We start from the raw sequence: 26415 nt of genomic DNA, 5'->3' as shown, positions 1-26415 counted from the left end.
TCAACACAAAAGTTCGATATCCTAGGGTGCGTGACTGGAAAATTACTCAACACAGGGCTTAAATCTTCTAAGCCGCACACCTTATAAAAGAAGGTGCGCGGCTTAAAAATTACTTAACACTGCGCTTAAATCTTTACTCGCCACGCAGGTAACACAACTCTCAAATTAACCTTTGGGAGCTGGCTCGGCAATGTATTTGAAAGTAGGTTCCGAGTTCCAAGGGCCGCGTTCATCCTTGCCATTTGTGGACAAGTTAAAGTAGAGATCCACAGTGGAATCTGGCGAAATATTGCCGAACATCGGATCGGTGAGTTTACCCAGCGATTCCAGAGCTTTCATGAACATTTGAGTGTGAGAAATTTCGCGAGTCAGCAGAAACTGCAACGTCTTTTTCGTTCCCATATCCGGTGCTAGTTTAATCAACTCTTCGTAAGTTTGGCGGGCTCCTGCTTCCGCACCGATATTAGCGCGCAAATCGCGAACCACATCGCCGCCTTCGTTCACGTAAGCACCAGTCCAAGCTTGACCTTGGCTGTCCAACAAGTGCGGGCCTACACCGCGCACGGCAAACAAGGTGCTTTTATAAGCTTCTGTTTGGTCAACATTTTTGGTGTGCATTTCGATGAGTTTGCCCACCATTTCTAAGTGGCTGAATTCTTCGATCGCAATATCTTGAAGCATATCCTTAATCCCTGCATCTTCACAGTGAAAGGACTGCACCCAGTATTGCAAAGCTGCTGTCAGTTCTCCGGTTGCTCCGCCAAACTGTTCTAGCAGCAATTGGGCAAAACGGGGGTTGGCTTCGTCTACTGTGACCGCAGACATTAATTCTTTTTTGTGAAAAAACATGGATCGGTACCTCTGTTTAGTTCGGTTGTTAAAGTCTAAAGGATTGCAGACTTTATCTGTGTTCGCCTTCAGAATCCATTGTGCGATAAGCGATCGCACCGAGCCTCGGTCAATGGATACATCTAGCGCGACAAATTTCTCTGCTTTCAGGTAGAGTTTAAATTTAAATTTTTACTTAGTTATTCGGGAGACTAAATTACAATTTAGGAGCAGGATTATTGTCGCACTCGGTTAATTTTACTGACATGGCATCGAGATGCCGCAGCCACTGAATGCCGCCAACCCAACTGCGAGAGGGGAGGTGTCCGATTGGTGCTTGTTGACTAAATTTAATCTGCCCTAAAGTATTAGCAGAATTGTAGGTTTGCCAGTTGACCCGATCGCAAAATCTGATATAATCTCCCTTAACGCTTTCGTAAATTTGCTTTTGGACGCTGAAGCCAAACCGACCTTGACTGTAGTGCAGCCACAGGCGATCGACTGTTTGCAAATCTTCGCAGGGTAGCTGGTAAATTTGGCTTATTTCTAGCTGAGTTCCCGGTGCCTGGGAAAGAGATTGACACATCAAGCCCCAAGTTTCGCGATCGGCTTCTTTCCACTTTTTGTTTGACAAAAAATCACGCAGTTTGGTATAATCAACTCCTCGTGCAGAAATCATAGTCGGATCTAGATTTGAAGTAACAGGTAAGGAAAAATTTTCGGCTGAATTGGGGACGGCATTGGTGGGTGAAATTGGAGAATCAGGAGTTGGTAGGGCGCTGAGATCGGTTGAGCTGTCGCTATTACCGAGATCGGGAGCGATCGGCTTTTTCGGCGAAAGCAAATTTTGATGGCGAATATCTAAAGCTGCTTGAATATCTTGCAAAACTTCCGCAGCAAAACTGTACCGCTGATTGAGATGAGTTTGCAGCAATTTATCTAAAATTTCGCCTAACTCCTTGCTAATACTCGTGGCTTTGGGGAGAAACTCGCGCCACCACCAGCGCTCGTTTTTGCAGTCGTACATATCCAAGGGAGGAACTTGCGTCATCAAGCGAATGCAAGTAACCCCTAAACTGTAAAGGTCGCTAGCAGGAAATACTTTGCCGCGCATTTGTTCGGGAGCTACATAATCTTGACTGCCGATGAGCGTTGCTGAACGGAGTATGGCGGAATCAGTCAGCAGTTTGGCTATGCCGAAATCGATCAATACGAGTTTGTCGTCCGACTGGCGGCGGATAATATTTTCGGGTTTGATGTCGCGGTGAATGACGCGCTTGTCGTGGATAAATTGCAGCACGGGCAATAAGTCTTGCAGCAGTTGCCAAATTTGATTTTCATCGTAGACACTCTTGTCTAATTCTTGTTTAAGAGTCTGCCCCTCTATAAACTCTTGAACTAAATAAATATGACATTCTTGTTCAAAGCCCGCTAATAATGTGGGGATTTGCGGGTGTTTTCCGAGTTCCTCTAAACGGACGGCTTCTTGGCGAAATAATTCAAGGGCTTTGTTAAAAATTTCGGGGTCGCGGTCGTAAAAATAAAATTGCTTGACTGCACAGCGGGGTCGAGATGGGATGTCTTCATCAATTGCTAGGAAAGTTTTACCAAATCCGCCTCTACCTAAAATTTCAATTGGGCGATATCGCTGTCTCAGCAACAGGTTAAAGCCGCAGTTTAAGCAAAATTTTGCGGTGTTGGAGTTTTGAGGATTTTGACATTCTGGGTTGACACAGTAGCTCATATCGATTTTAGATTTTAGATTTTAGATTTTGGATTTGAGATTGCACAGAAGACTTTTTTTTAAACGAACTGCGAAGACGGGAAGTGCCGCGAAGGAATAGGGAAGAGAGAGAAGAGGGATGCTTGATAACTCATATCGATTTGAGATTTTAGATTTGAGATTTGAGATTGCGGACAAGACTTGTTTTTAAACGAACCGCGAAGACGCGAAGCGGCGCGAAGGAAGAGGAAAGAGACAAGAGAGACAAGAGGGATGGTCGAGCACTCATGCGGTGTGGGATAAGCTGTCCCGCTTCTGGCGTTGTATTTTTCGGGCGGGCGGGACACCCCACAAGCATTTCATCTGAGATGTTGCACCATTCTCAATAAGGTGTTTAGGGACACGATGCCCAACCCCTACTCCCCACAAGAAATTCATTCTTCACTTCACAAGCATCTTGCCTGTTCTTAAAAATGCTGCCAGAGGTGAGTTTTATCAAACTGGACTGTAAAATTTAGATGCGCCTGCGCTGATAAGGCTATTTTAATGCGCTGGATCGAATCGGGACGCTGCCAGATCGGCCGAACCCGGGCTACATGACCGAAAGCATCCAGGATACAAGCCCCCGGATTCATCCGTGGGGTCAATGCTTCAATTCTTTAATCTAAAATCTAAAATCTAAAATCGCGCAATCGATTGACTGCTGGGGGGGAGATAATTGTCGATCGCACAAGCCGATCGCGCAGAGCGAAAATTGTGCTACAGTCTTACTGTGCTTGGGATTTGAGGCGCAATCGATCTGTCAGGTTCAGGGACGCTCAGAAATATTTCAAAATATTTTTGCTTTACCCCTAGACTTGTGCTGAGATCTGATGCTATAGTTAAAACTGATACGGCGAGCGTAGCCAAGTGGTTAAGGCAGTGGTTTGTGGTACCACCATTCGTGGGTTCAAGTCCCATCGTTCGCCCTTTTGATTCTAAACTGTTTAATTCGATCGCCTCCGGGTGGGCTTCGGCACACGTTAATCTTTGGGATTTAGCGGTTCTGTCGTCATCATTTGTGTCAACTTAACGTTAAAAGCAGTATAGGTCTGCTGTTTGACAGTTAGGTCTAGATCCCCCCTAACCCCCCTTAATAAGGGGGGGACAAGAGCGTCATCGAAGTCCCCCTTATTAAGGGGGATTTAGGGGGATCTAGACTCAGGGAAAAGCGAGATTTCTCAGGGGTTTGAGGCTGGTTATTGACACCAATGTGTCGGCAGAAGTTCCGGTGTGCTAATCTTAAATCCAATCTAAAATCTAAAATCTAAAATCTAAATATGCCGTCTTTAGTAGCAGAAGATTGGGGATATAAATTTAGCGGCGATCGCACAATTAATAAATTTATTCGAGATATAGAAGGAGAAGCGGCTTTAGGGAAATATTGCGATTGGGAATGCAAAGAACGTGCGGAAATTCTGATGTCGGAGATAGCTGGCAAATCCCACAGTCTGTTTTACGTGCGCCGCCAAAAGGTAAATGAGAGATTTTCTGAAGAAGAAATCTGGGAATTGTTGCTTGCTACGGATAGAGATGATTTTGAATTACCCGAATTGTTGCAAAAAGCAGATCGCACTTTGCGGTTGTTAGCAACTGTACGCTGTGAAGACGGAATCGGCGGTTTAAAACTGCTTGATGCTGGTTTGGTGGCGGTTCCCAGAGGGAGGAAAGATGGGTATGCTTTGCCGGTTCAGTTGCGACTTTTGGCTAACAGCCGATCGCCAATTCCTGTAAAGTCGATCGCCCGCGTCCAACAAATGCCATTTTGGGAAGACAGGCACATACCAACTGCGGAACAGCTAAAAGTTTGGCACACTTTTTTAAATGTGGAAAAACGCATTGCGGAAGCGCGTCAATTTTGCGTGCCTTTTCGCGGTCATAATTACGGTTCCGGCTTCAAAATCGTCACTTTTGAAATCGATCGTAATTCCGCAACTCTTGACGGCTACGAGGAAAATTACTTAGAAGTGGGCGACTTTCGCGAAAGGCTGAAAAAAGCCAGAAATGAAGAAATTATCCTGTTTGATTCGCCGCCAGGAAGCAGAAGCAGCCGCGATGGAGAGACATTGGGCAGCATCGCCGAAATTGACTTTGAACATGGTAAATTACGCATTAAGTTAGATGTTGATTTAGGCGATCGCATGGCGGGCGGCAGATATCAACTGCCCAAACAAGGATTCTTGTATTTTGAAGCTGCGGGCGATATCAGTCAGATCGAACGCAAGAAAAAAGCTTTAAAAATGCTGACTGACGGGCGCGCTCAAAATCCATATTTGAGTGAGTTTTTATTCAACTCTTCTCAGGCGAGACTGCCCGAAAAAATGATTAAATTGGATCGGGAAAATTTATTAAATCGCAATGCTAATGAGGACCAACTTGCCGCCGTAGAAACGGTGCTTTCGGCGCGGGATTTAATTTTGATTCAAGGGCCGCCGGGAACTGGCAAAACGACTGTGATTGCGGAGATTTGCTATCAAATTGCCCGTCAGGGCGGCAAAACGCTCATTGCTTCGCAAGCAAATTTGGCTGTAGACAATGCTTTGAGTCGGTTAGTTCACAATCCGGCGATTCGGGCTTTGCGGAAGGGAAAAGCTCATAAGGTGCAGGAAGAAGGGCAGCCGTTTTTAGAGGAAAATGCGATCGGCACTTGGCTGCAAAATACTGCGACTGATTGCGAACAAAAGCTCTCGCAGCGCCTGAGTAATGTCAAATCTTTGCGGCAGTTGGTGGCAGACTCAGAGCGATTTACCGCCTACTTTGCCGCCGAGAAAGATTTTTTTAATCAACTCAAAGACTTGCACGACAGTAAAGCAAGTATTGAGGAAAAGTACAGCCAGCAAGCAACAAATCACGAACTAATTTTAACCGAAAAAAGCGAGATTGAATCTGTTGTTGCGGGGCTAGAAAATATACTTGATGCGCCGCAAGTTAACTGGGAATCTCCAGAAGTTGCCGAGTTTATGCCGCGACTAAAACCATATTCAGAAGGCAATATTTTAGTAGAAAACTTTATGGCAAATGTTCGGATTGCCGTTAGCAATGCTACTCAAATAGGTTTCGATCGCCCTGCTTGCGGCGCGTTTGGGATTGGGGTTTGGCTGCAGGAAACTGTAGCAGCGGAAATATCGGAATTTAAGACAGCATTCGATCGCGCTGATGATGTTTGTCACGCTATGTCGGCGGTTGCAGAGTCGTTGCGGGTGTCGCGGCAGATGTCTGAGGCTTTGAATCAACTCGAATTGGGCGATCGGCAAAATCAGACACACCGCCACAATCTCGAACAGAAAATCAAGAATTTGGAACTGCGAAAAGCCGAAATTGCAGCCGTTGTCGTCGCCGTTGCACAGTGGATTGAGACGGCGGATACGAAACTATATGAAGTTGTGAAATCTTGCTGGGAAACGGGCGCAATGCTCGCGGATGATATGGTAGAATTGCCGCCAGGATTGCTGAAAATTGCCCGATCGCTCAAATTGCCGATCGTGCCGCCCAAATGCAAAATCAATTTGCCCGATTTGGATCGGTTGCAAAAGGCGATATCCCACGAAGAAAGCGCAGGTTTTAAGGACATACAAGGGCAACAGTTCCGGTTTAGCGAGTTTCTGCACCTAAATTTGAGTCAAACGCCGATCGTGCTCTCTGCGGGCGATCGTACACAGTGGCAGCAACTAGCCAAAGACTTCGCCAGCTATTCCCAAGTCAGCCCAAGTCAGCGCAAATTTATCATCCAAAAAGCTCGCACTTTCTTAGGTAGCATTCAACAATTTTACAGTCAATCCTTGCAGCCAAATCAGATCCAGGCTACCTGCGATCGCCTAGTCAAAGAATTGCTGCACAGTATCCTCGCCAATGCGCGTCAGTGCGTGGTTCCCCTGAAAACCGAAACCGAACAGCAGCTTATAAAACAGCAACAGTTATTAGATAAAATCGGTCAAACCTTGAGCCAGCAGCAAATATCCGCCGCTAAACTTCAGGTAGAAACAGCGCAGCAAGAGGCAAACTTAAAAATTAGCGAAGTTACTAATTTGTTGCAAGCAATAGTCCAACAGCCAAATGTACCTGAAAAATTGCGGATTTTATCCGAACAATATCTCGCCCAAAAATCGAATATTTGGGAGCAACCGCAGCTATTTGTCAAGCAAGTTGAGGCTTGGAAAGCAAGCGCAATTCAGCTTGAGAAATCCATTGCTGACATAGACCCTTTTGGGGTTTTGGAGACAATCAAAAATACTCTTGACGAGCATTTATCCCCGCTGCAAATTGCGGCTGCAACTTCGCAGCAGCAACTCGCCGAACTTCAAACAGAATTGAGCGAAATTACCGCTCAACTGCAACAGCAGCAACCAACAGCAGCATTACTTGCTGAGAGAAAGTGGTGGGAGTCAGCATGGCAAACTATCCCGACTAAATACCAGCCAGAAGTTCCGAATACAGGATTATTCAGCGCACCTTTTTTAAACAAAATTAAGCGCCTATTCAAAACTTGGCAGCGGAAATTAGAACAAGAAGAGACCGCCCTAAATCGCTCTCAAAACTTTGTGACAGATTGGATTCAAAAACTCCGCAATCCATCAGAAAAAGACCGCAACGATTTAAAGCAAATTTATATCGACAATGCTAACGTGATCGGCATTACTTGCGTGCAAGCTGCTAGTTTTGATTTTACTAAAAACTTTCCCAGCTTTGATGCAGTCATCATTGACGAAGTTAGCAAATGCACTCCCCCAGAGTTGTTAATCCCCGCTTTGAAAGGCAGAAAGTTAGTATTAGTGGGGGATCACCGGCAATTGCCGCCGATGTTTAATCAAAGTACGATCGACGATATTGCCGAAGACATCGGCTGTACCGGAGACGAACTTAGCTTCATCAAAGAATCTTTGTTTAAAGTATTGTTTGAAAATGCCAGCGACAGCATCAAAAAAATGCTGACAACTCAATACCGAATGCACCCGCAAATTATGGGCGCCATCAATCAGTTTTACCAGCAAAAGCTCAACTGTGGCATTCAGGAAGCTGACACCAAGCGCGCCCACAACGTCGCAGGTAGAATCATTCAAGAAAACAATCACATTCTGTGGGTTAAAACGCCCGTGGCACAAGGGTTTGAAGAGGAAAAACAGGGCACTTCGCGGTTGAATGTCAAGGAGATTGACGCGATCGAGCGTTTGTGCGAACAAATGGAGATAGCTTGGCAGCCCAAAGTTGCTGGTGGCGAACCGCCTAAAGAAATCGGAATTATCACTTTTTATGCTGCTCAATTAAATGCAATTAAAGATAGAATTGAAGGCGAAAGATTTCCTGCTTTGAGCATCCGCACTGGTACGGTTGACATATTTCAAGGCATGGAAAGACCTGTAATTATTGTCAGCACAGTGTGCAATAATGTTAGGGGCGATATTGGATTTGCTAAGGAACCGGAACGGGTGAATGTGGCATTTTCCCGCGCTCAAGAATTGCTGGTAGTTGTCGGCTGCCACGATTTATTTACCCAACAAACAGGTACAGTGGGAAAAATGTATCAGGAAGTTTCAAAAACGGTGCGTCACTGCGGAGGTTTTGTAGATGTTTCTAGCGTCCTCAACTAAACCAATAGACTCGAATTTAAGTTCGCTAGCAGAACAAATTGAGCAACAAAATCCGGGCTTGTCTGTGTTGGCGGCGCGTCAATTCCGCTTCGCAATCCGGCAAACTCCGCTGGAGGTGGCGATTAGCGAACCGCGCCAGTTTAACGTGTTGGAAGAGTTCATCTTGCGGGCGGGTGTTGAGTTTGAACCTGCGCCAACTTTGAAGGAATTGGCGGATTTGCTGGGGTTGGACGAGATTTTTGTGAAGACTGCGGCGGCGACTCTGGTTAGTTTGGAAAGCTTGGAGGTGGCTGAAAATGGAAAAATTGCGATCGCCCCGCAAGGCAGAGATTTTTTCGAGAAAGGTGCGGTTAGTCGATCGCAAATTCAATCAATTTATGCCATTTCCGATCCGCTGAATCAAACTCTTACCTTTAAATTCGATGCTTTAGCCGCAGAATCGGTCAACTTGCCCGATTTAGCAGATTTAGTATCGCTCGAACATAAAATTACTGACTTGGCGAATTTAAGTATAGCAGAAATCCAGCCGTTAATTCAAGCTTCCGGCTTAGGAATTCACGTCCCAGAAAACGGCAAAATTGTCTCTAAGTGCGATGTCATCGGCGACGATTTAGATATTTGGCAAACAGTCTCGATTTTTGTGTTGTTAGATGCGATCGAAAATAAAACTACTATTCAAGCCAGGCAGGGAAAACAAATATTAGAAACCGCATCAAACCGACTCAACGAACTTGAATCCCAGCAAAAACTTTCCTTGAACGACTTGTGTAAAGTAACCCCAGACATCGCACAGCAAGAATCAGAGACAATCCCCGTCCAGAAAACTCCTAAAAAGCCATCTAAGAAGAAACCCAAGAAAACGATATGATAAGCACTACAGTCCCGCTCGACTTAAAAATTAAAACTCTTTAGAAAATTAGGATGATACCAATTGACAATATACCGCAATTTCGGTATAATTAATAGTTATTTGCAGTCGCGCTGAGATTGTGTCTGTGTCTGCCAAAGATACCTTCCACGAATCCGTAAAACGGGCCCTTCAAAAAGAACAGTGGGTGATTACTGCCGATCCACTAAAGTTTAAGTTTGGTAATGTTAACTTTCAGGTCGATTTGGGAGCAGAAAGGCTAGTCGCAGCGGAGCGAGGTGGGGAGAAAATTGCAGTAGAAATCAAAAGCTTCCTCAATTCCTCTGCGATTACAGACTTTTATGCTGCATTGGGCCAATTTCTAAGTTATCGGCTTGCCTTGGCATCGGTTGAACCCAATCGCAAATTGTACTTGGCAGTTCCATTTGAAGTGTATAGAACATTTTTTCAGTATGAGTTTACTCAAATGGCGGTACAACAGTATCAGGTGTTGCTAATCGTATACGATCCAACAAATGAGGTAATTGTGCAATGGACAAACTAGCTCAATATCGTCAATACGTTCAGACATTAATCACCCGTTATGCCGAAGATGATGTTTCCGATGATGAAGTCGAAGTACAACTAATCTTAGACACAGAACGAGATCATTATCAGTGGATGAATGTCGGCTGGGAACACTTAACCCGGATTTATCGAAGCATCATTCACATTGACATCAAAGATGGAAAAATCTGGCTCCAGCAAAATTTGACAGACCAAAATCCTGCCGAGGAATTAGTTGAAATGGGAGTACCGAGAGAGGATATTATTTTGGGATTGCAACCCCCATACAAACGGCCGTATACTGATTACGGTGTAGCGTAAAATGTCCAGCTAAAAAAACAGAATACTCAGATACCCGACTTCGCCAAAGTTGTCGGGTATCTAATTCGCTCTACTAAGCGTTAACGCATTTCAGCATCCGCCAAGTAGCCGCCGCGTCATTGCGCTTTGCAGAATCATTCGGATCAAACCATCGCCAATTTCGTTAACAGTGGCAGCAACAGAACAATAAGAAGACATTTGAGTAATAATAGAAGCAGCCCAATAATTCTGAATGTCTGAAAAAGTTTTAGACGGCTCTTTAGCCACTAAATTCGGCTGCATTCCCGCCGAAAAAGCAAATTCCGCCGCTGGACGGCGCACCGCCATCAATTCAGCGCGAGTGACGGGCTGCGTAGGTTTAAATGTTCCATCTTGATAGCCGCTAACTATCTTGTTGTCCCGCGCAAATAGAATTTTTCCGACACTCCAGCGGGAAATATCAACGTCGCTATAGGGACGGATAGAAACATGACTAGGAAATGTGAGATTAGCACCTTGTATTCATTTCAAGAATTCCCAAACTAAAGATACCAATTGCTCTCTGGTAACAGCAAGTTGCGGTCGAAAGGTATTATTTTGAGAAAACCGGGCTACAAACCCAAAGCCAACAGCTTCTTTAATTTCGGAAGCGTAGATATCATCGGTCGCTATCTCCGAGTTGTAGAAAAGCCAGTATTGCCTACGGTATTGGTATTTCCTGCGGTATTGGCTGCGGTGTTGCCTGCGGTATTGGCTGCGGTATTGGTATTGGTATTGGTATTGGCTGCGGTGTTGGCTGCGGTGTTGCCTGCGGTATTGCTTCAGTATTGCCTCCGGTATTGCCAATTTCTTCCGGTGCGGGTTCATTGGTAGTGAAATAAAAGTGACCTAATGTGCGGCCTTGATAAGCTCTTTTACTCAAGCGCCAAGCAGGATCGAGAGTGATTTTCATGAATTCGTTAATATCGCCATTTGTGCGGCCGATAATCACCGATTTACCTTGGTAATCTACTGGAGTTCCAATTAGTAGAACATTGCCATCAACACTTTCCAAACTCAGGGTGTATTTTAATGCTAAATCGGTGCCGGCCATGCGAATTGAAAAGCCGTTGCTGTCAGTGGCGCGGCCACAAATACCGGTAAAATCAAAAGTAACTAATAACGGATCGACTTTCACGGGATTAGAGCCGCTTTCGCTCCAGCACTTCCGCTTGTCAGATACTTGTTCTACAATTAGCAATTGGTAGCCGCCGAAAGCGCGGGGTTGGGCGATGACAATTACTCGGTCTTGGTTAATTTCGGTTTCGTCAAAAGTAAATGCTTTAGCCGAACCGATCGCGCCAAGTGTTAGAATTGCTGAACCTGCCAGTGCGGCCGCTGTTCGTACAAGTGAATGTTTCATGATTTTTCCCTATTGGCTCCTTATTGTGATGAGACTGATCTAGAATATAAAAAAGTCCCTCTCTTCAGACAACAAGATAGAATTTTACCATCTCTTGTTCCGGTGATATCGTTTCCAGTTGCATCGTAATTAATATTACCCGCAGTCAGGACACGGCAGTGCCGTGTCCCTACAGTTAATGGGCGTGATAGTTAGAGCCGAGGGAGCGAGGGCGGGCGAACCCTCGCCCGCAGTACGATTATTTTGGGGTAGCGAAACGGCATTGCCGTGTCCGACCTTGCGTGATATTAATTGCAGGAAACGATCGCGCTATTGGGCAAAAAAACGGTGCGTTACACTCTTGTTAACGCACCCTAAAACAAACATTCAAAAAGTACCTTTCCTGTCTAGCGGAACATACTGCTAACAGAACTATCTTCGTGAATCCGCCAAATAGTTTCTCCGAGCAAATTCGCGACAGAAAGCACAGTCAACTGCTGAAAACGGTTCTCTTCAGGCACAGGAATTGTATTCGTAACAATTACCTCTTCCAAAATCCCGCTAGACAAACGCTCGATCGCCGGAGGGGAAAACACCGCATGAGTAGCACAAGCATAAACCTGCCTCGCACCCTCGCGGCGCAACAATCTCGCGCCCTCAGAAATTGTGCCGGCAGTATCGATCATGTCGTCCACCAACACGGCCGTTTTGCCCTTGACATCACCGATAAGATTCATCACTTCTGCCACGTTGTGAGCTTGGCGGCGCTTGTCAATAATTGCCAGGGGAGCATCGTCAAGCTTTTTGGCAAAAGCTCTAGCCCTAGCTACTCCGCCCACATCCGGCGAAACCACAACAATATCCGTCAATTGCTTGCTCGCCAGATAATCCAATAGCACCGGTGAACCGTAAACGTGATCGAAAGGAATGTCAAAATAACCTTGAATCTGAGCCGAGTGCAAATCCATCGCCAAAATGCGACCGGCCCCAGCTTGAGTAATCAAATTAGCCACTAATTTTGCAGTAATCGACTCTCTTCCGGCCGTTTTGCGATCGGCCCTAGCATATCCGTAATAGGGAATGACGGCAGTAATTTGTCTAGCCGAAGCGCGGCGACAAGCATCGATCATGATTAACAATTCCATGAGGCGATCGTTTACCGGACAGCAAGTTGGCTGAATCAAGTAAACATCGCAACCCCGAATCGATTCTTGAATTTGAACGTAGAGTTCCCCATCAGCAAACCGCTTGCGAACCATCGGCCCCAAATCGATCCCCAGATAGCGAGCCACCTCTTGGGCGAGGGGAACATTAGCAGAACCGGAGAACAGCCGCAGACGGTCGTGAGCGGAAATCGGCGGCTCGGGAAGCGGAAGCGGTAAAGTAGCAGAACGGATCACAGCAGGCCTCTTGCAGGACGTTTATTCCACCGCTATCTTACCATCTGAAACTAGAAATATTCAGCCAATTTTTTGAGAGATTTAACTTTTGGGGCGGTCACAAGTGTTAAGTTTGGCCGATTGAATAGGGCTGGCAGAAATATGTCCGATCGAGCAGGTTTCTCGCCCGCATTCTGCACCCTCAACCCTCACAATCGGTTTTTACTTATTTTTATCCAGCAATAAGCTATAAATTATACTTTGATACCGCACACTAGCGGACGAAAAACTTTTTAAAGCGATAATTTATTACTTTAAAGCCCACATTCGGCATCCTCAACCCTCACAATCGGTTTTTACTTATTTTTATCCAGCAATAAAACTATAAATTATACTTTGATACCGTATATTAACGGAGAAGAACTTTTGAAAGGCATAATTTATTACTTTAAAGATAGAGTTTTCTGCGTAATTATGCTGGTGACACCCCAGGGTGCGGAATCTGCGTTAAAGATAGAGTTTTCTGCGTAACTATTATGATGCGTGATACCCCAGGGTGGGGAATCTGGGTTCTCGCGAAATCTGTACTGGCAGAAGTACGATCGCACTTGTGCCCCTGCATCTAAAAATTCTGGCGTGAGTCAATTTGGGGTCGAGGCTGGAAGTGCAGCCGCCCAAAATTCGGTCGCAGGTCTAAGGCATCCGGGTTCAATGCGATAAAAATGCCACCAACAGGCAATAAACTTGAAAAATACTGTAAAAAAAGTTAAGAATCGGAAGCATACTCCAGATTTTTGATATCGGGCAAAGCAAGGTAAAAATCGATGAGCTTAAGAGAACGCATTGACGCAGAAATCAAAGCAGCCATGAAGTCCAAGGACAAAGTTCGCTTGGAAACAGTTCGCGGCATCAAGAAATTTATTCTCGAAAAAGAAGTCAGCCTCCGTCCTTCCGGCCAAGACACGCTGACAGAAGCTCAAGAAATGGAACTTTTGATGCAAATAGCCAAACAGCGCCGGGATTCGATCGAACAATACCGCAAAGGTGGCCGCGAAGATTTAGTCGCACAAGAGGAGGCGGAGTTAGCAATTGTTGAAGAGTATTTGCCACCGCAGATGTCAGACGAAGAGGTGAGTCAAGTCGTTGACGAAGTGATTGCTTCGGTTGGCGCTACTTCTGCAAAAGATATGGGCAAGGTGATGGGCAAGGCAATGCAGCAGCTTAAAGGCAAAGCAGACGGTAACAGAATTCAAGACATGGTGAAAGCAAAGCTTAGTCAGTAGTCATTAGTCAGTCGTCAGTCGTCAGTAGACATCTCCCATAAATAATCTCAAGCTTGATAGAGATGTATGGCTTAGGCCGGGGGGCGACAATTTATTAGGGCTAAGGCCAAAAAACCCGGTTTCTACGAAAAATCGTGCATTTCTCCCTTGAGATATTGACGCAGAAACCGGGTTTTCGATCGGATATGCAGGTTGCAACCTGTGTATTTTTGTGAAAAAGCCTGGTTTCTCACCATCCTTGCGTTCAAGAATGTCAAAAAAATGTACAATGCTAATTTTGGTCGGGACTGGGGACTACAGAAAGTGAAGTATGCTCAAGAGCACTAAAGACCTAGGATTACTAAGTCTGCGAGCGATCGTCTATTTTTTAACAGTTTCTACTTAAACTTATGCAGCCACCTATTGCTATTGGAACTCTCCTACAAAACCGCTACCGCTTGGTGAATATTTTAGGTCAAGGAGGATTTGGCCGGACTTATTTAGTAGAAGATTTGGGGCGGTTTCAAGAACGCTGCGCCCTGAAGGAATTGATTCCGGTGCAAAGCGGGCCTTACGTTTTGGAAAAATCGAAGGAATTGTTTCAAAGAGAGGCGGCAATACTTTACCAAATTGGGCACCCGCAAATTCCCCAGTTTCGGGCAATATTTGAAGAGAACCAGCGTTTGTTTTTAGTGCAGGATTACGTGGAAGGGATGACTTACCGCGAACTGTTGCTCGATCGAACTTCAACAGGCCGCACCTTCACCGAAGCCGAAGTCTTGGTATTTATCCGGCAAATGCTGCCGGTACTGGCTCACATCCACGCCCGCGGCATCATCCACCGCGACATCTCCCCAGAAAATATCATCTGCAGGGAAAACGATCGAATGCCAGTGCTGATTGACTTTGGAGTGGTGAAGGAACTCGCCACCAAAGTCCAGTCTCCCGAAGGAACAGCCCACGCGACAACTGTCGGCAAAATCGGCTACGCGCCGATGGAACAGTTGCAAAGCGGGCGGGCAACTGCCAGCAGCGACCTCTACGCTTTAGCCGTAACGGCGATCGTCCTGCTGACAGGCAAAGAACCGCAGGAATTGCTCGATCAAACAACGCTGCAGTGGAATTGGCAGCAGCGAGTGCAGGTGAGCACGGGTTTGGCTTTGGTGCTGAATCGGATGTTGAACCGATCTCCACGCGATCGATATCAATCTGTCAGCGAAGTCGCCCAAGCACTCGACGGCCAAACTAATCCTAAGCCCAACCCGCCAACTGTACCGCCCGCGCCAGCAGCGGTGCAGACAAACCCTTCGCTAATAGCAACCGTGCCCGTGGGCCGGCCGCCGGAGCCAGCCGCCCAGAGTTCCCACCCGCAAAACCAGCCAGACCCATTAATTGAGCCTGCTGGCGACTCTTTTTGGGACAATCCCTTTGCTGCGATCGGTCTGCTGGCGGGCTTAGTAATCTTGACGGGCTTCGGTTCCTGGGCTTTAGTCGGCTCATTTCTCAACAATTCGCGCCCCAAACCCACTCCGACACCGCCAGCACTTACAAGTCCGACACCATCACTAACTCCGGTACCAAACCCGCTACCTTTGCCAACCCCAACCCCGCAACCTTTGCCAACCCCAACCCCGCAACCTTTGCCGGAACCAAGCCCAGAACCTTTGCCGGAACCGAGTCCAGAACCTTTGCCGGAACCGAGTCCAGAACCTTTGCCGGAACCGAGCCCAGAACCTTTGCCGGAACCGAACCCAGAACCTTTGCCGGAACCGAGCCCAGCACCAACTCCGACACCAACTCCGACACCAAAACCGACGCCCGCGCCGACGCCCGCGCCCAAACCGACGCCCAAACCGACTCCCAAACCGACTCCCAAACCGACGCCCGCACCAACTCCCGCGCCGTCGCCGGAACCTGAACCAACTCCCGCGCCGTCGCCGGAACCTGCACCAACTCCCGCGCCGTCGCCGGAACCTGAACCAACTCCCGCGCCGTCGCCGGAACCTGAACCAACTCCCGCGCCGTCGCCGGAACCTGCCCCAACTCCCGCACCGTCGCCGGAACTCTAAACTTCTGGCAAAATTCCCCTAGACTGATGTTGAGGCCAATTACTTGTTAGCTATTTGCCAATGAACTCGCTGCTAATTGCTGGAACTGATACCGACGCGGGCAAAACTGTTTTGACCAGCGCTCTGGCTGCTTATTGGCAAATGTATTTTCCCGATCGCAGTTTGGGAATGATGAAACTCTTGCAAACGGGAACGGGCGATCGCGAACTGTACACCCGTTTGTTTGCCCTCGACCAATCCCCCGAAGAACTCAATCCGCTGCACTTTGATGCGCCTCTAGCACCGCCGATTGCTGCGGAACGGGAGGGGAGACATATCGAACTCGAAAAAGTCTGGACGGCGTGGCAAAGCCTCTCTGAGCGCAAGGATTTTGTGTTGGTGGAAGCTTTGGGAGGACTCGGTTCGCCTGTAACGTGGGAACTGACGGTGGCCGATATTGCCAGGGATTGGCGGCTGAGGGGGGTTTTGGTAGTACCTGTGAGGTTGGGGGCGATCGGGCAAGCTGTGGCGAATGTTGCTCTCGCCAGACACACTGGCTTTAAGCTGAGAGGAATTGTGCTTAATTGTGTTAAAGCTTATTCCGAACAAGAAATTGCCGATATAGCGCCGGTAGATTTGATCCAGTCGCTAACTCAAATACCTGTGTTGGGTATTTTGCCGCATTTAGATGAGCCGACTGACCTTGCTAAATTAGCTAAAGCAGCTTCCCAATTAGATTTAGAGCGGTTGCTACCAGGGGTTAATTTAGTTTCTAAGACTTCTAAATAACCCTATTCTCAACACCTCTGTTGTTCATTCTTCTCTTCCTCTGCGTACTCTGCGCCCTCTGCGGTTCATAAAAAAAAATATGCTGCACAACTCAGATAGGATTGAAGATTTTATTTGAAACGCAGAGACCGCAGAGACCGCAGAGAAAGAGAAGAGAGAGTTTCACAAATTATTTAGGGTTGCTATAATTAGTAATTACCATTTATTAAGTGACTAAACCTCAAAGTTAATAAAAAAAAGGAGAATAAAACATGGTTTCTACTTTACCGAATTTAACCTCTGTCGATTTATCTAAATTGCGGCTGGAGATTAGAAATTTGCAGCCTCAGCTAGTCGAATGGCGTCGCCTTTTGCACCAAAAACCGGAGTTGAGTTTTGAGGAAAATTTAACGGCGCAGTTTGTCTCGCAAAAGTTGCAGGAATGGGGCATTGAGCATCAAACTAATATTGCTAAAACGGGTATTGTCGCAACTATAGACAGCGGCAAACCGGGGCGGGTTTTGGCAATTCGGGCGGATATGGATGCTTTGCCCATTCAAGAAGAAAATGAGGTGGATTATCGATCGCAGCATGATGGAATTATGCACGCTTGCGGTCACGACGGCCACACTGCGATCGCCCTCGGTACAGTTTGTTATCTGGCCAAGCACAAACACAGCTTTTCGGGTAAAGTAAAATTTATCTTTCAGCCCGCCGAAGAAGGCCCAGGAGGCGCAAAGCCGATGATTGAAGCGGGAGTTTTGAAGAATCCTGATGTTGATGCGATCGTCGGCTTGCACTTGTGGAACAATCTACCTTTGGGCACTGCAGGCGTCCGCAGCGGCGCGCTGATGGCGGCTGTCGAAGTTTTTGACTGCACGATTTTTGGCAAAGGCGGACACGGCGCAATGCCACATCAGACTGTTGACTCGATCGTAGTTACAGCCCAAATTGTCAGCGCCTTGCAAGCAATTGTCGCGCGGAACATTGACCCGATCGACTCAGCGGTAGTAACTGTCGGCAAATTCCACGCAGGCCACACCCACAACGTCATTGCCGACACCGCTCAAATCGGCGGCACGGTGCGCTATTTCAATCCAGCATATCAAGGTTATTTTGCCAAGCGAATCGAGCAAGTAATTGCCGGAATTTGTCAGAGTCACGGGGCCAATTACCAATTAGATTATTGTTCGCTTTACCCGCCAGTTATTAATGATTCGAGAATAGCTGAATTGGTGCGCGGCGTCGCAGAATCCGTTGTAGAAACTCCTGCCGGAATAGTGCCGGAATGTCAAACAATGGGCGGCGAGGATATGTCGTTCTTTTTGCAAGAAGTCCCCGGTTGCTATTTCTTTTTGGGTTCAGCAAATCCCGAGAAAAACTTGGCTTACCCGCACCATCACCCGCGTTTTGACTTTGATGAAACTGCGCTGGGGATGGGTGTAGAAATGTTTGTGCGGTGTGTGGAAAAGTTTTGTGTGATGTAAATCAGGCTTTTAGGGGCGGGCTAGAAGCCCAACCCCTACTCCCCACAAGAAAATTTAGTTTTTGTGGAACAAGCAAATTCATGTCTTGTGGAACAGGCCCGAAAGCCTGTTCGTGAAAATGGTACAACATCTCAGATCTTACCGAGTTTGAAAGATATTCTGCACCATTTTTTTATCTACACTCGCCGCCGCCTTATCCAATTCTGCAACCTCCCCCGAGTCTAACTCCCAGCCCAAAGCACCAATATTATCCCTCGCCTGTGCCGCAGATTTAGCCCCCGGAATGGGAATAGTTTCTTTACAGATGCACCAGTTAATTGCTACCTGCGAAACAGTCTTGTTTCTGAAGGCCGCTATTTCTCGCAAACATTCCAAAAGCGATCGCATTCCCGGAAGTAGCTGCTTGCACGCCAAACCTCGGATACCTTTAGGAAGAGAGCCGTTTTCGGAATATTTACCCGTCAGCAACCCCAAAGCTAGAGGACTGTAAGCAATCAATTTTATCCCCAATTCATCGCAAACATCTTTCAATCCGAGTTCTGTTACCGGATAGGTAGAAAGTAGGGAATATTGCACTTGTAAAGTAAGAATAGGAATTTGGCGATCGCTAAATTTCCGATGCACCCATTGCAACCGTTTCGGCCCGTAATTAGACAAGCCCACTCCCTTGACCAATCCTTCCTCGTAAAGGTCAGCCAAACCGTCTAAAAGAGCGCTTTCTTGCCAAGGAGCGTAATTAGCTGTAGACCAGTGCATTTGCACCAAATCTACATTTTTTCCGAGGCGAGCCGCAGAGGCTTTGCAAGCCGATATCATTGATTGTCGCGTCAGTCTCCAAGGATAAGCAGCCAGTTTTGTCGCAATACAAATACTGTCTTTATTTGCACCTTGATATTGTTGAGAAAACTGCCCCAAAAGCTGCTCGCTGCGTCCGTTTAATTTCCCTGTTCCGTAAGAGTCGCCGGTATCGAATAAAGTGACGCCGTTACTAACACAAAGATTGAAAACCGCTTGCAATTCGTCGTCCATACTTTCATTGTAGCCCCAGAGGAATCTGTTGCCCCAGGCCCAAGTGCCGCAACCCATTTTTGGCAGTAAATTTTTTTGGTGAGTTTGCATTTTTATTGATGGTTGTTGTTGGTAATACGGATATTTTATAGGAACATAAATCGGTATTTCCTAGCCCCAGTAGAGCTGTTTCATTCTGCCACGGGCCGCCAGGGAATCAAGTCCCTGTCTAATAGCATAAGTCGGTTAAAACCGACTCAAATAGTAATCTCAATTTTCAAAAGTAGAGGTACACATATATTCTGCGCTAACTCTCTACAAAAACAGCTTTGATAGAATTGCTACAGTCGTCTAAAGACGACTTCAGTTATGAGACAGGGGTTTAAACCCCTGTCGGACTGTCGGACTAATGGCACACCCAAAAAAATTACCAATGACTGATGACTCTTTAATTATTTTACGTGGTTGGTGATGGCAAAGGTGGGCTGTTTTTCGTAGGTTGCTCCGGCTTAGCTGTGGGGTCTGGTTTGGGTGGCGCAGGCGGAGGGAAAGTCGCTGCGCGTCTGGGTATTTGTAGCGCCGATCGGAATGCAGAAGACGGGAAGAAAGCACTAAATTGAGAAAGTCGAACTGCGATGGGTTCTGGTGCAGATTCCCACAAGCTTTCGTAGTAGAAGAAAGCGACGCCTAAGCCGTATCCTTGGACTGCTTGCACCTGAGATTTAATTTGCTGAATCGGTACGGGGTTATTTCTCAAACCTGTCATAATCCCAACTCCCGTGGGAATTTTTTGCTGTGCTTCTTGCATTTCTGGACGGTTAATTTTGTCTACAAATGATTCTAAATTGGGACGGTACACTTGTACGATTAGCTCGTCGGCAATATCCAAACGCACCCAAGCCAGCCAATCTTGCAGGTGATGTTTGTAAGCAAACTCGTAGTAATTGGGAGAAATCGAGAAAATTGCATTGGGTTTGACTGCCTTGACAGCTTGATTTAGCTGCGACATAAAAGCGGTAATTTTATTGGCTCGCCACTGCACCCATGCTGGGTTTTGAAAATCTTTGGGTGGAGCTTTTTTTGTTTCTTTGGTATACAAAGCAACTGTGTAATCATCGTAACCAAATTCAGACGGCAAACTCATGTGGTCGTCAAATTGAATGCCGTCTGCGTTATATTGAGTGGTGATTTCTAGTACGAGTTCAGTAATGAATTGCTGCACTTCTGGATGAAAGGGATTGAGCCAAACTACTTCGCCGCCGGCGTCGTTTGATGTTTGGCTGCCGTCCTGTTTTTGTGTCAGCCACTCGGGATGATTTAAGGCTAATTCTGATGTGGGAGGAGCCATGAAACCAAACTCAAACCAAGGAATTACTAGCAAGCCTTGTCGGTGAGCTTTATCAATTAAATCTGCAAGCATATCTTGTCCGTCTAACCCTCTGTAAACAAAGGGTTGAATGTCTCTTTGCTGCGCTACATAGCTGGGATACATTGCATAGCCAGAATTCCAGGCTACAGGATAAATAGTGTTGAAATTTAACCGTTTTAGTTGGCTGACAGCATCTTTTAGTTTGCGACGATCTCTGAGGATGTCTTTGTCGTTTGTAGTCATCCAAACGCCGCGAATTTCCTGGCGGGGTTGCTGGGCGATCGCCGGAATTAAGTTGTTCGCCAGCAATACTATAATCAATGAGAGGGCAAACAGAAGCGGGAAAAGAGTTTTAATCGATCGCTGCCAAGTGCGCGGAATGATGCGTAATATCATAGTTTTGAATGGTGAGTTAGCTATTGAAACACACCCCGGCATAATTTGGTGATAAAATTTGCTCGTTCTACAGTCTACAGCCATTGGCGCTGAATTTGGAATCGGTTAAGCGAAATGGGTGAATTGATGTTATGCGATCGCAACTGAGCGAAATATAATCTATGAGACAGAGAGTAGGTGAGAGCATTCTGTCAAAGGGCTGGGAAATCATTCATTACGCACTGCAAGCTCTCCTGACCGGACAGTGCGGCCCAAGAAGTGCGAGTGCTGTACAATATTGGTGCTGGAACATTTCGATCGAACATCTGTAATTGTGAAAGATTTAGTCTTAATTGGCGGCGGTCACAGTCATGCTATTGTATTAAAAATGTTCGGCATCAAACCGTTGCCGGGAGTGCGTTTGATTCTGATTAGCGACGTGCTGCACGCGCCTTATTCGGGGATGCTGCCGGGGCACGTTGCCGGGTTTTACAATTACGATCGATGTCACATTGATTTGCGATCGCTCGCTGAATTTGCCGGGTGTCAAATATTGGTCGATCGGGCGATCGCGATCGACTTTAACAAAAATTTAGTTATTTGTCAAACTCGCCCTCCGGTTAATTTTGATTTGCTTTCTGTCGATATCGGCAGCACTCCTGCGACTCTATCTGTGCCGGGTGCCACAGAATATGCAATTGCAGCTAAACCCGTACCGGAGTTTTTAGCTAGTTGGAATCAGTTAATTTCCGAAAGGCAAAACCATCCCGAAAAACCGCTGCGAATTGTCATTGTGGGCGGCGGTGCCGGCGGCGTAGAATTAGCATTAAATATGCAATCTAGATTGGGGAAGGAAGAAGGAAGAGGGAAGAGGGAAGAGAAAAGAGGGAAGAGAGAAGAAAATTTATCATCAGAAATTCATTTGTTTCACAGCGGTGCTGAATTGATGCAGGGACACAATCAGCGGGTGCGCCGACGCCTTCAAGAAATTATCATCAGTCGCGGCATTCAATTGCATTTAAAGGAAAAAGTCTGTGCTGTAGAAAAGATGGAGAGGGAAACCAATTCCCAAATCACAATTACCGATTACCAAATTTCCTGTAAATCTGGTTTTAAATTAAAGTGCGATCGCATTTTTTGGGTTACACAAGCCTCGGCACCCAATTGGATCGGAAAATCCGGTTTAGCCACCGACTCAAACGGCTTCATGCAAGTCAACGACTGCCTGCAATCAGTTTCTCACCCCAACGTATTTGGGGCTGGAGATATCGCCGCGATGGTTAATTATCCCCGTCCCAAAGCAGGCGTGTTTGCCGTGCGTCAGGGCAAACCGCTGTTTGAAAATTTGCAGCAGTTTTTATTGGGAAAACCGCTGAAACCCTTTGTACCGCAGGAACAATATTTAGGGTTAATTGGTACGGGGAATAAAAGGGCGATCGCCTCTCGCGGCAATTTCATGTGGGAATCGGCGCTGCTGTGGTACTGGAAAGATTGGATCGATCGGCAATTTATGCAAAAATTTAGCAATCTCACTCAGAAATAGGTCAATAATCACTCTAAATGTAGGGTGCGTATTGCGCGCGTTACCCGTTATAGTACAAGAAGTAATGAGCCACAACTTATGTTCAGAAAAATTGGATTTTGGCTGCTTTGGATTGCATTTAGCACCTACGCCTTTGTATTTGCACCACCCAACAGCCCAGAAACGATCGCACTAATTACCAATCTTTCCACAGGCAAAATAGCAGGGATCAACCCTTTAATTGTAGCTTTATTCTATATCATGGGAGTCTGGCCGTCGATCTACAGTTGCGTGCTGTTTGCTGACGGCAGGGGGCAGAAAATACCTGCATGGTTATTTGCCGTTTTATCCTTTGGCCTCGGCGCATTTGCCTTGTTGCCTTATTTAGCCCTGCGCGAACCTAATCCAGAATTTTATGGCCCTAAAAACGTATTTTTAAAGGTATTAGACTCCCGTTTAACAGGGATTTTATTAACATTGGGGGCTGTTGCTTTAGTTGCTTTTGGCTTGACAAAAGGCGATTGGTCTGATTTTATTCATCAGTGGCAAACCAGCCGTTTTATCCATGTAACGAGTTTGGATTTTTGTATGCTTTCCCTGCTATTTCCTGCGTTATTGGCCGACGACATGGCCCGTCGAGGAATGCAGAACTCTACAGCATTTTGGGCAGTAACATTAGTGCCGCTGTTCGGGCCGCTGGCTTATCTGTGCGCCCGCAAACCGCTGCCGGAAACTAATAATGAAACTGTTACAAATTAGAAAGCAATACAGGGAATCCTCAGTTTAATCTAGGAATCAATCACAATAAATCAGACAAGAACAAACTTTTCGTCCTGTTCCACAATAACTAATCCAGAATAAGTAATTTTTCTCAGGGGACGAGTTCCTAGCCCACCTGTTAGAAATTGTCAAGATGCTTCGCAACGAGTAAATATTATTGTGCGGAAATTAACGTATCATTGTATCGTTCCAAGTGAGTGGAGGAAAGGAGCAGACCTCGATTAGCTCCAACATTTTTGAGTTTAGCACCAGAGGAACGAGAGCAACTGCAACAGTTGCTCTCGCGCCATAGTACCCCCAGCCCTGTCAAGGTGCAATCAACGCAATTGTGTCATCTTAGGCGTTAGTTTTTAGCCGTAAACGTTATTTATTGCGTTTGGACTCTGAAAAAAAAGAAGATCGCCCGCTAGGAGATTTCGAGGGTTTTAAGAATTTCTTCACCACTCCTGATTGGGCTGGCAATCCTCACCCTACTAATAAGCTGTTGCACATCTTGCGTTGTATTTTTGGGCGGGCGGGACGCCCAACCCCTACTCCACACAAGAATTACATCAAGCTTAACTGTAAAATTTAGATGCGCCTGGGCTGATTAGCTTTGGGCTACAGGTTCCTTAGCCAAAAACTTCTCTAATTCCGTCAAAGCATCGGCATCAACCTTAGTCTGCATCGGACAGAATTTAGGGCCGCACATCGAACAGAATTCAGCAGTTTTGTAGATATCTGCAGGCAAAGTTTCGTCGTGATATTCCTTTGCCCGTTCTGGATCTAATGACAGCTCAAATTGACGGTTCCAATCGAAATTGTAACGCGCTTTCGAGAGTTCATCGTCGCGATCGCGCGCACCCGGCCGCCTCCGCGCAATATCCGCCGCGTGCGCTGCAATTTTGTAAGCAATTAACCCGTTTCGGACATCCTCAGCATTCGGCAATCCCAAGTGTTCCTTCGGCGTCACGTAACACAGCATTGCAGTACCGTACCAACCAGCCATCGCCGCCCCAATTGCTGAGGTAATGTGGTCGTATCCAGGCGCAATATCTGTCACCAACGGCCCCAAAACATAGAAGGGTGCTTCCGAACATTCCTCCATTTGTTTCTTGACATTAAACTCAATTTGATCCATCGGCACGTGACCGGGCCCTTCCACCATTACCTGCACGTCATGTTCCCAAGCTTTGCGAGTTAATTTACCCAAAGTTTTGAGTTCGGCTAATTGAGCTTCGTCCGAAGCATCGTGAGTGCAACCGGGGCGCAGAGAATCTCCCAAACTAAACGAAACATCGTATTTTTTGAATATTTCAATGATGTCGTTAAAGTGAGTGTAGAGGGGATTTTGTTTGTGGTGATGCAGCATCCACCGCGCCAAAATGCCGCCGCCGCGAGAGACAATGCCAGTAATTCTGTTCCTCACCAACGGCAAATGTTCGATCAAAATTCCGGCGTGAATAGTTTGGTAATCAACACCTTGTTGAGCGTGTTTGTCAATGATGTGAAGAAAGTCATTCGCCGTCAGACTTTCCATATTACCGTGAACGCTTTCTAGTGCTTGGTAAATGGGTACAGTACCGATCGGCACCGGTGAAGCTTTGATAATTGTAGTACGAATTTCATCCAAATTGCCGCCGCCGGTGGACAAGTCCATCACGGTATCAGCGCCGTATTTAACTGCTAGTTTAAGCTTGTCAACTTCTTCTTCCATATTGGAAGAGTTTGGAGATGCACCGATATTAGCATTGACTTTGCATTTAGACGCAATGCCGATCGCCATCGGTTCCAAATTCGGGTGATTGATGTTAGCGGGAATAATCATCCGTCCCCGCGCTACTTCGGCGCGGATCAGTTCTGGCGGGAGATTTTCTCGCTTAGCAACAAAGTGCATTTCTTCAGTAATTACACCTTGACGGGCATAGTGCATCTGAGAGACATTGGTGTGCCCGCTACGCTTAGCGATCCATTCGGTACGCATATTTAGTTTCCTTGATAAACAGCTTCCCTCCGCTGGTATTACCCAGACTCAGGTTCTAAGGGTGTTTTCTCAGCCCGGATATTCGGGCACCCCTAGCTAAGCTATTAATAGTAGCACTGATGTCTGTGCGCGACGCCAGCCACTAAGGAAATCTTAATATTGAGAGATAGATGAAGGGAGCGATCTGTCTATAATATCTAATAACTCAGGCAGAAAGGAGGCTACAAGATGAGTACATTTGAGTCAAACAGTGAGCCATCTCCCCCCAACCATCTAGGGGATGAGGAACAGGAAAACGATATTCAGGATAGCGGGGAAGATGATAGCGGGGAAGATGAGGAGGACATTATTCCCTCCAGATTCTCCCTAGCAGTTGATCGAAGAGATTTTGATGTAGAGGGTCTAGTTAGACGCCTGGAAAGCGAAGACGTATTTATTCCAGACTTCCAGCGTGCTTATGTCTGGAAACCAAAACAAGCATCGCGTTTTATAGAATCACTCTTGCTTGGTCTTCCAGTTCCCGGCATCTTTCTAGCAAGAGAGCGAGATACAAAAAAACTGCTGGTGATTGATGGTCAGCAAAGATTACGTAGCCTTTTATATTTCTACAAAGGCAAGTTTCCTAACAGTCGGCAGTCGTTTGCTCTGAAAGGGGTTCATACAGAATTTGAGAGAGAGACATATAAATCACTGAAAGACCCATACCGACGCCAATTAGATGACTCGCTTGTATCCGCTACAATTGTCGAGCCACTTTCTCAAGGCGAGGACAGTAGTATTTACTATATCTTTGAAAGGCTAAATACCGGAGGTACTATCCTTAAACCGCAGGAAATTCGTGCTTGCATCTATCACGGCGAACTCAATAATTTGCTAGGGCAACTCAATCAAAACCCAGCGTGGCGTGACATATTTGGTCTCCCAGATAAAAACGGGAAAGATCGAGAACTTATTTTACGATTCCTGGCTTTTTACTTCGAGGGCAACGATTATAAACCTTCTCTCAAAGAATTTCTCAATCAATACATGAGGCAAAATAGACACCTTGCCCGCCAATCAGAAAAACAAATAATAAACGCATTTATCCCAACGATTGAAGTGATCCATAAACCCACATTCCGCACCCCCAACTGGCACATAGGCAGATGGAGGGGATAAAAGTGAATCATCCGAGATAATAAGTA

General features: G+C 46.3%; 21 protein-coding genes, 1 tRNA gene and 1 riboswitch. Of the genes, 14 read left to right on the top strand and 8 right to left on the bottom strand.

Features of this window, described 5'->3' with window-relative positions:
* Positions 1–165: 165 nt before the first annotated feature.
* Both QUA80_RS27490 and QUA80_RS27485 read right to left on the bottom strand, forming a co-directional pair.
* Complete coding sequence (locus QUA80_RS27490) at positions 166–849, bottom strand: manganese catalase family protein (protein WP_333428151.1); 684 nt, start codon at positions 847–849, stop codon at positions 166–168.
* A gap of 196 nt (positions 850–1045) precedes the next feature.
* Positions 1046–2572, bottom strand: a complete 1527-nt coding sequence (locus QUA80_RS27485) for a serine/threonine-protein kinase (protein ID WP_333428150.1) — start codon at positions 2570–2572, stop codon at positions 1046–1048.
* Positions 2573–3446: 874 nt separating this feature from the next.
* On the opposite strand from QUA80_RS27485, the gene QUA80_RS27480 reads away from it, so the two are divergent.
* The 6 genes from QUA80_RS27480 to QUA80_RS27455 all read left to right on the top strand — a co-directional run bounded on the left by QUA80_RS27480 (position 3447) and on the right by QUA80_RS27455 (position 10286).
* Positions 3447–3519, top strand: a tRNA-His gene (locus tag QUA80_RS27480).
* 351 nt (positions 3520–3870) lie between these two features.
* Positions 3871–8175: an AAA domain-containing protein gene (locus tag QUA80_RS27475; RefSeq protein WP_333428149.1), complete on the top strand. Its 4305-nt coding sequence runs from the start codon at positions 3871–3873 to the stop codon at positions 8173–8175.
* A complete protein-coding gene (locus tag QUA80_RS27470; RefSeq protein ID WP_333428148.1) occupies positions 8153–9043 on the top strand; it encodes a hypothetical protein in 891 nt (296 codons plus the stop codon). The genes QUA80_RS27475 and QUA80_RS27470 overlap by 23 nt, the downstream gene beginning before the upstream one ends.
* Positions 9044–9170: 127 nt before the next feature.
* Complete coding sequence (locus tag QUA80_RS27465; protein WP_015176869.1) at positions 9171–9587, top strand: XisH family protein; 417 nt, start codon at positions 9171–9173, stop codon at positions 9585–9587.
* Positions 9575–9910 carry a XisI protein gene (locus QUA80_RS27460; protein WP_015176870.1) on the top strand — a complete coding sequence of 112 codons (336 nt, stop codon included), beginning with the start codon at positions 9575–9577 and terminating at the stop codon, positions 9908–9910. Before QUA80_RS27465 ends, QUA80_RS27460 begins: the two co-directional genes overlap by 13 nt.
* Positions 9911–10142: 232 nt before the next feature.
* Positions 10143–10286 (top strand): hypothetical protein, encoded by a 144-nt coding sequence (locus QUA80_RS27455; protein WP_333428147.1) that lies wholly within the window; start codon positions 10143–10145, stop codon positions 10284–10286.
* Positions 10287–10411: 125 nt separating this feature from the next.
* Here QUA80_RS27455 and QUA80_RS27450 read toward each other — a convergent pair whose 3' ends face one another.
* The 3 genes from QUA80_RS27450 to QUA80_RS27440 form a co-directional block, all read right to left on the bottom strand.
* Complete coding sequence (locus QUA80_RS27450) at positions 10412–10531, bottom strand: S-layer homology domain-containing protein (RefSeq protein WP_333428155.1); 120 nt, start codon at positions 10529–10531, stop codon at positions 10412–10414.
* 58 nt (positions 10532–10589) lie between these two features.
* Positions 10590–11291 carry a DUF3747 domain-containing protein gene (locus QUA80_RS27445; RefSeq protein WP_333428146.1) on the bottom strand — a complete coding sequence of 234 codons (702 nt, stop codon included), beginning with the start codon at positions 11289–11291 and terminating at the stop codon, positions 10590–10592.
* A gap of 386 nt (positions 11292–11677) precedes the next feature.
* Positions 11678–12670: a ribose-phosphate pyrophosphokinase gene (locus QUA80_RS27440; RefSeq protein ID WP_333428145.1), complete on the bottom strand. Its 993-nt coding sequence runs from the start codon at positions 12668–12670 to the stop codon at positions 11678–11680.
* Positions 12671–13473: 803 nt separating this feature from the next.
* Here QUA80_RS27440 and QUA80_RS27435 point away from each other — a divergent pair.
* From QUA80_RS27435 to QUA80_RS27420, 4 genes are all read left to right on the top strand, one after another.
* Positions 13474–13932, top strand: a complete 459-nt coding sequence (locus QUA80_RS27435) for a GatB/YqeY domain-containing protein (protein ID WP_333428144.1) — start codon at positions 13474–13476, stop codon at positions 13930–13932.
* Positions 13933–14321: 389 nt separating this feature from the next.
* Positions 14322–15980, top strand: a complete 1659-nt coding sequence (locus tag QUA80_RS27430) for a serine/threonine-protein kinase (protein WP_333428143.1) — start codon at positions 14322–14324, stop codon at positions 15978–15980.
* A gap of 60 nt (positions 15981–16040) precedes the next feature.
* Positions 16041–16748 (top strand): dethiobiotin synthase, encoded by a 708-nt coding sequence (gene bioD / locus QUA80_RS27425; RefSeq protein WP_333428142.1) that lies wholly within the window; start codon positions 16041–16043, stop codon positions 16746–16748.
* Positions 16749–16999: 251 nt separating this feature from the next.
* Positions 17000–18214 carry a M20 family metallopeptidase gene (locus QUA80_RS27420; protein ID WP_333428141.1) on the top strand — a complete coding sequence of 405 codons (1215 nt, stop codon included), beginning with the start codon at positions 17000–17002 and terminating at the stop codon, positions 18212–18214.
* A gap of 138 nt (positions 18215–18352) precedes the next feature.
* Here the strand turns inward: QUA80_RS27420 and QUA80_RS27415 are convergent, their stop codons facing one another.
* Together QUA80_RS27415 and QUA80_RS27410 are read right to left on the bottom strand one after the other, a co-directional pair.
* Entirely contained in the window at positions 18353–19333 is a 981-nt protein-coding gene (locus QUA80_RS27415; RefSeq protein ID WP_333428140.1) for an aldo/keto reductase, read from the bottom strand.
* Between the two features lie 346 nt (positions 19334–19679).
* Complete coding sequence (locus QUA80_RS27410; protein WP_333428139.1) at positions 19680–21071, bottom strand: glycoside hydrolase family 10 protein; 1392 nt, start codon at positions 21069–21071, stop codon at positions 19680–19682.
* Positions 21072–21148: 77 nt separating this feature from the next.
* On the opposite strand from QUA80_RS27410, the gene QUA80_RS27405 reads away from it, so the two are divergent.
* From QUA80_RS27405 to QUA80_RS27395, 3 genes are all read left to right on the top strand, one after another.
* Entirely contained in the window at positions 21149–21298 is a 150-nt protein-coding gene (locus QUA80_RS27405) for a hypothetical protein (protein ID WP_333428138.1), read from the top strand.
* A gap of 2 nt (positions 21299–21300) precedes the next feature.
* The gene (locus QUA80_RS27400; protein WP_333428137.1) at positions 21301–22509 is read left to right on the top strand and encodes an FAD-dependent oxidoreductase; all 1209 of its coding nucleotides are present in this window, start codon (positions 21301–21303) and stop codon (positions 22507–22509) included.
* A 78-nt stretch (positions 22510–22587) separates the two neighbouring features.
* Complete coding sequence (locus QUA80_RS27395; protein ID WP_333428136.1) at positions 22588–23247, top strand: DUF2834 domain-containing protein; 660 nt, start codon at positions 22588–22590, stop codon at positions 23245–23247.
* Positions 23248–23857: 610 nt separating this feature from the next.
* On the opposite strand, the gene thiC is transcribed toward QUA80_RS27395, so the two are convergent.
* Complete coding sequence (thiC, locus tag QUA80_RS27390; RefSeq protein WP_333428135.1) at positions 23858–25231, bottom strand: phosphomethylpyrimidine synthase ThiC; 1374 nt, start codon at positions 25229–25231, stop codon at positions 23858–23860.
* A 7-nt stretch (positions 25232–25238) separates the two neighbouring features.
* A riboswitch (TPP riboswitch) is annotated at positions 25239–25335 on the bottom strand.
* Between the two features lie 124 nt (positions 25336–25459).
* Between thiC and QUA80_RS27385 the strand changes: the two genes are divergently transcribed.
* Positions 25460–26389 carry a DUF262 domain-containing protein gene (locus QUA80_RS27385; RefSeq protein WP_333428134.1) on the top strand — a complete coding sequence of 310 codons (930 nt, stop codon included), beginning with the start codon at positions 25460–25462 and terminating at the stop codon, positions 26387–26389.
* Positions 26390–26415: the final 26 nt, after the last annotated feature.

This window comes from Microcoleus sp. F4-D5 (genome assembly GCF_036704885.1).
GTDB lineage: Bacteria > Cyanobacteriota > Cyanobacteriia > Cyanobacteriales > Microcoleaceae > Microcoleus.
Note: the sequence above shows the minus strand (reverse complement) of the source record. Positions and strands in the feature narration are given on the sequence as shown.

Excerpts from the sequence above, each read along its gene's own strand:
- QUA80_RS27490 (WP_333428151.1), bottom strand. The coding sequence starts at position 849 with ATGTTTTTTCACAAAAAAGAATTAATGTCTGCGGTCACAGTAGACGAA.
- QUA80_RS27485 (WP_333428150.1), bottom strand. The coding sequence starts at position 2,572 with ATGAGCTACTGTGTCAACCCAGAATGTCAAAATCCTCAAAACTCCAAC.
- QUA80_RS27475 (WP_333428149.1), top strand. The coding sequence starts at position 3,871 with ATGCCGTCTTTAGTAGCAGAAGATTGGGGATATAAATTTAGCGGCGAT.
- QUA80_RS27470 (WP_333428148.1), top strand. The coding sequence starts at position 8,153 with ATGTTTCTAGCGTCCTCAACTAAACCAATAGACTCGAATTTAAGTTCG.
- QUA80_RS27460 (WP_015176870.1), top strand. The coding sequence starts at position 9,575 with ATGGACAAACTAGCTCAATATCGTCAATACGTTCAGACATTAATCACC.
- QUA80_RS27455 (WP_333428147.1), top strand. The coding sequence starts at position 10,143 with ATGTCTGAAAAAGTTTTAGACGGCTCTTTAGCCACTAAATTCGGCTGC.
- QUA80_RS27445 (WP_333428146.1), bottom strand. The coding sequence starts at position 11,291 with ATGAAACATTCACTTGTACGAACAGCGGCCGCACTGGCAGGTTCAGCA.
- QUA80_RS27435 (WP_333428144.1), top strand. The coding sequence starts at position 13,474 with ATGAGCTTAAGAGAACGCATTGACGCAGAAATCAAAGCAGCCATGAAG.
- QUA80_RS27430 (WP_333428143.1), top strand. The coding sequence starts at position 14,322 with ATGCAGCCACCTATTGCTATTGGAACTCTCCTACAAAACCGCTACCGC.
- bioD (WP_333428142.1), top strand. The coding sequence starts at position 16,041 with ATGAACTCGCTGCTAATTGCTGGAACTGATACCGACGCGGGCAAAACT.
- QUA80_RS27420 (WP_333428141.1), top strand. The coding sequence starts at position 17,000 with ATGGTTTCTACTTTACCGAATTTAACCTCTGTCGATTTATCTAAATTG.
- QUA80_RS27415 (WP_333428140.1), bottom strand. The coding sequence starts at position 19,333 with ATGCAAACTCACCAAAAAAATTTACTGCCAAAAATGGGTTGCGGCACT.
- QUA80_RS27410 (WP_333428139.1), bottom strand. The coding sequence starts at position 21,071 with ATGGCTGTAGACTGTAGAACGAGCAAATTTTATCACCAAATTATGCCG.
- QUA80_RS27405 (WP_333428138.1), top strand. The coding sequence starts at position 21,149 with ATGAGACAGAGAGTAGGTGAGAGCATTCTGTCAAAGGGCTGGGAAATC.
- QUA80_RS27395 (WP_333428136.1), top strand. The coding sequence starts at position 22,588 with ATGTTCAGAAAAATTGGATTTTGGCTGCTTTGGATTGCATTTAGCACC.
- thiC (WP_333428135.1), bottom strand. The coding sequence starts at position 25,231 with ATGCGTACCGAATGGATCGCTAAGCGTAGCGGGCACACCAATGTCTCT.
- QUA80_RS27385 (WP_333428134.1), top strand. The coding sequence starts at position 25,460 with ATGAGTACATTTGAGTCAAACAGTGAGCCATCTCCCCCCAACCATCTA.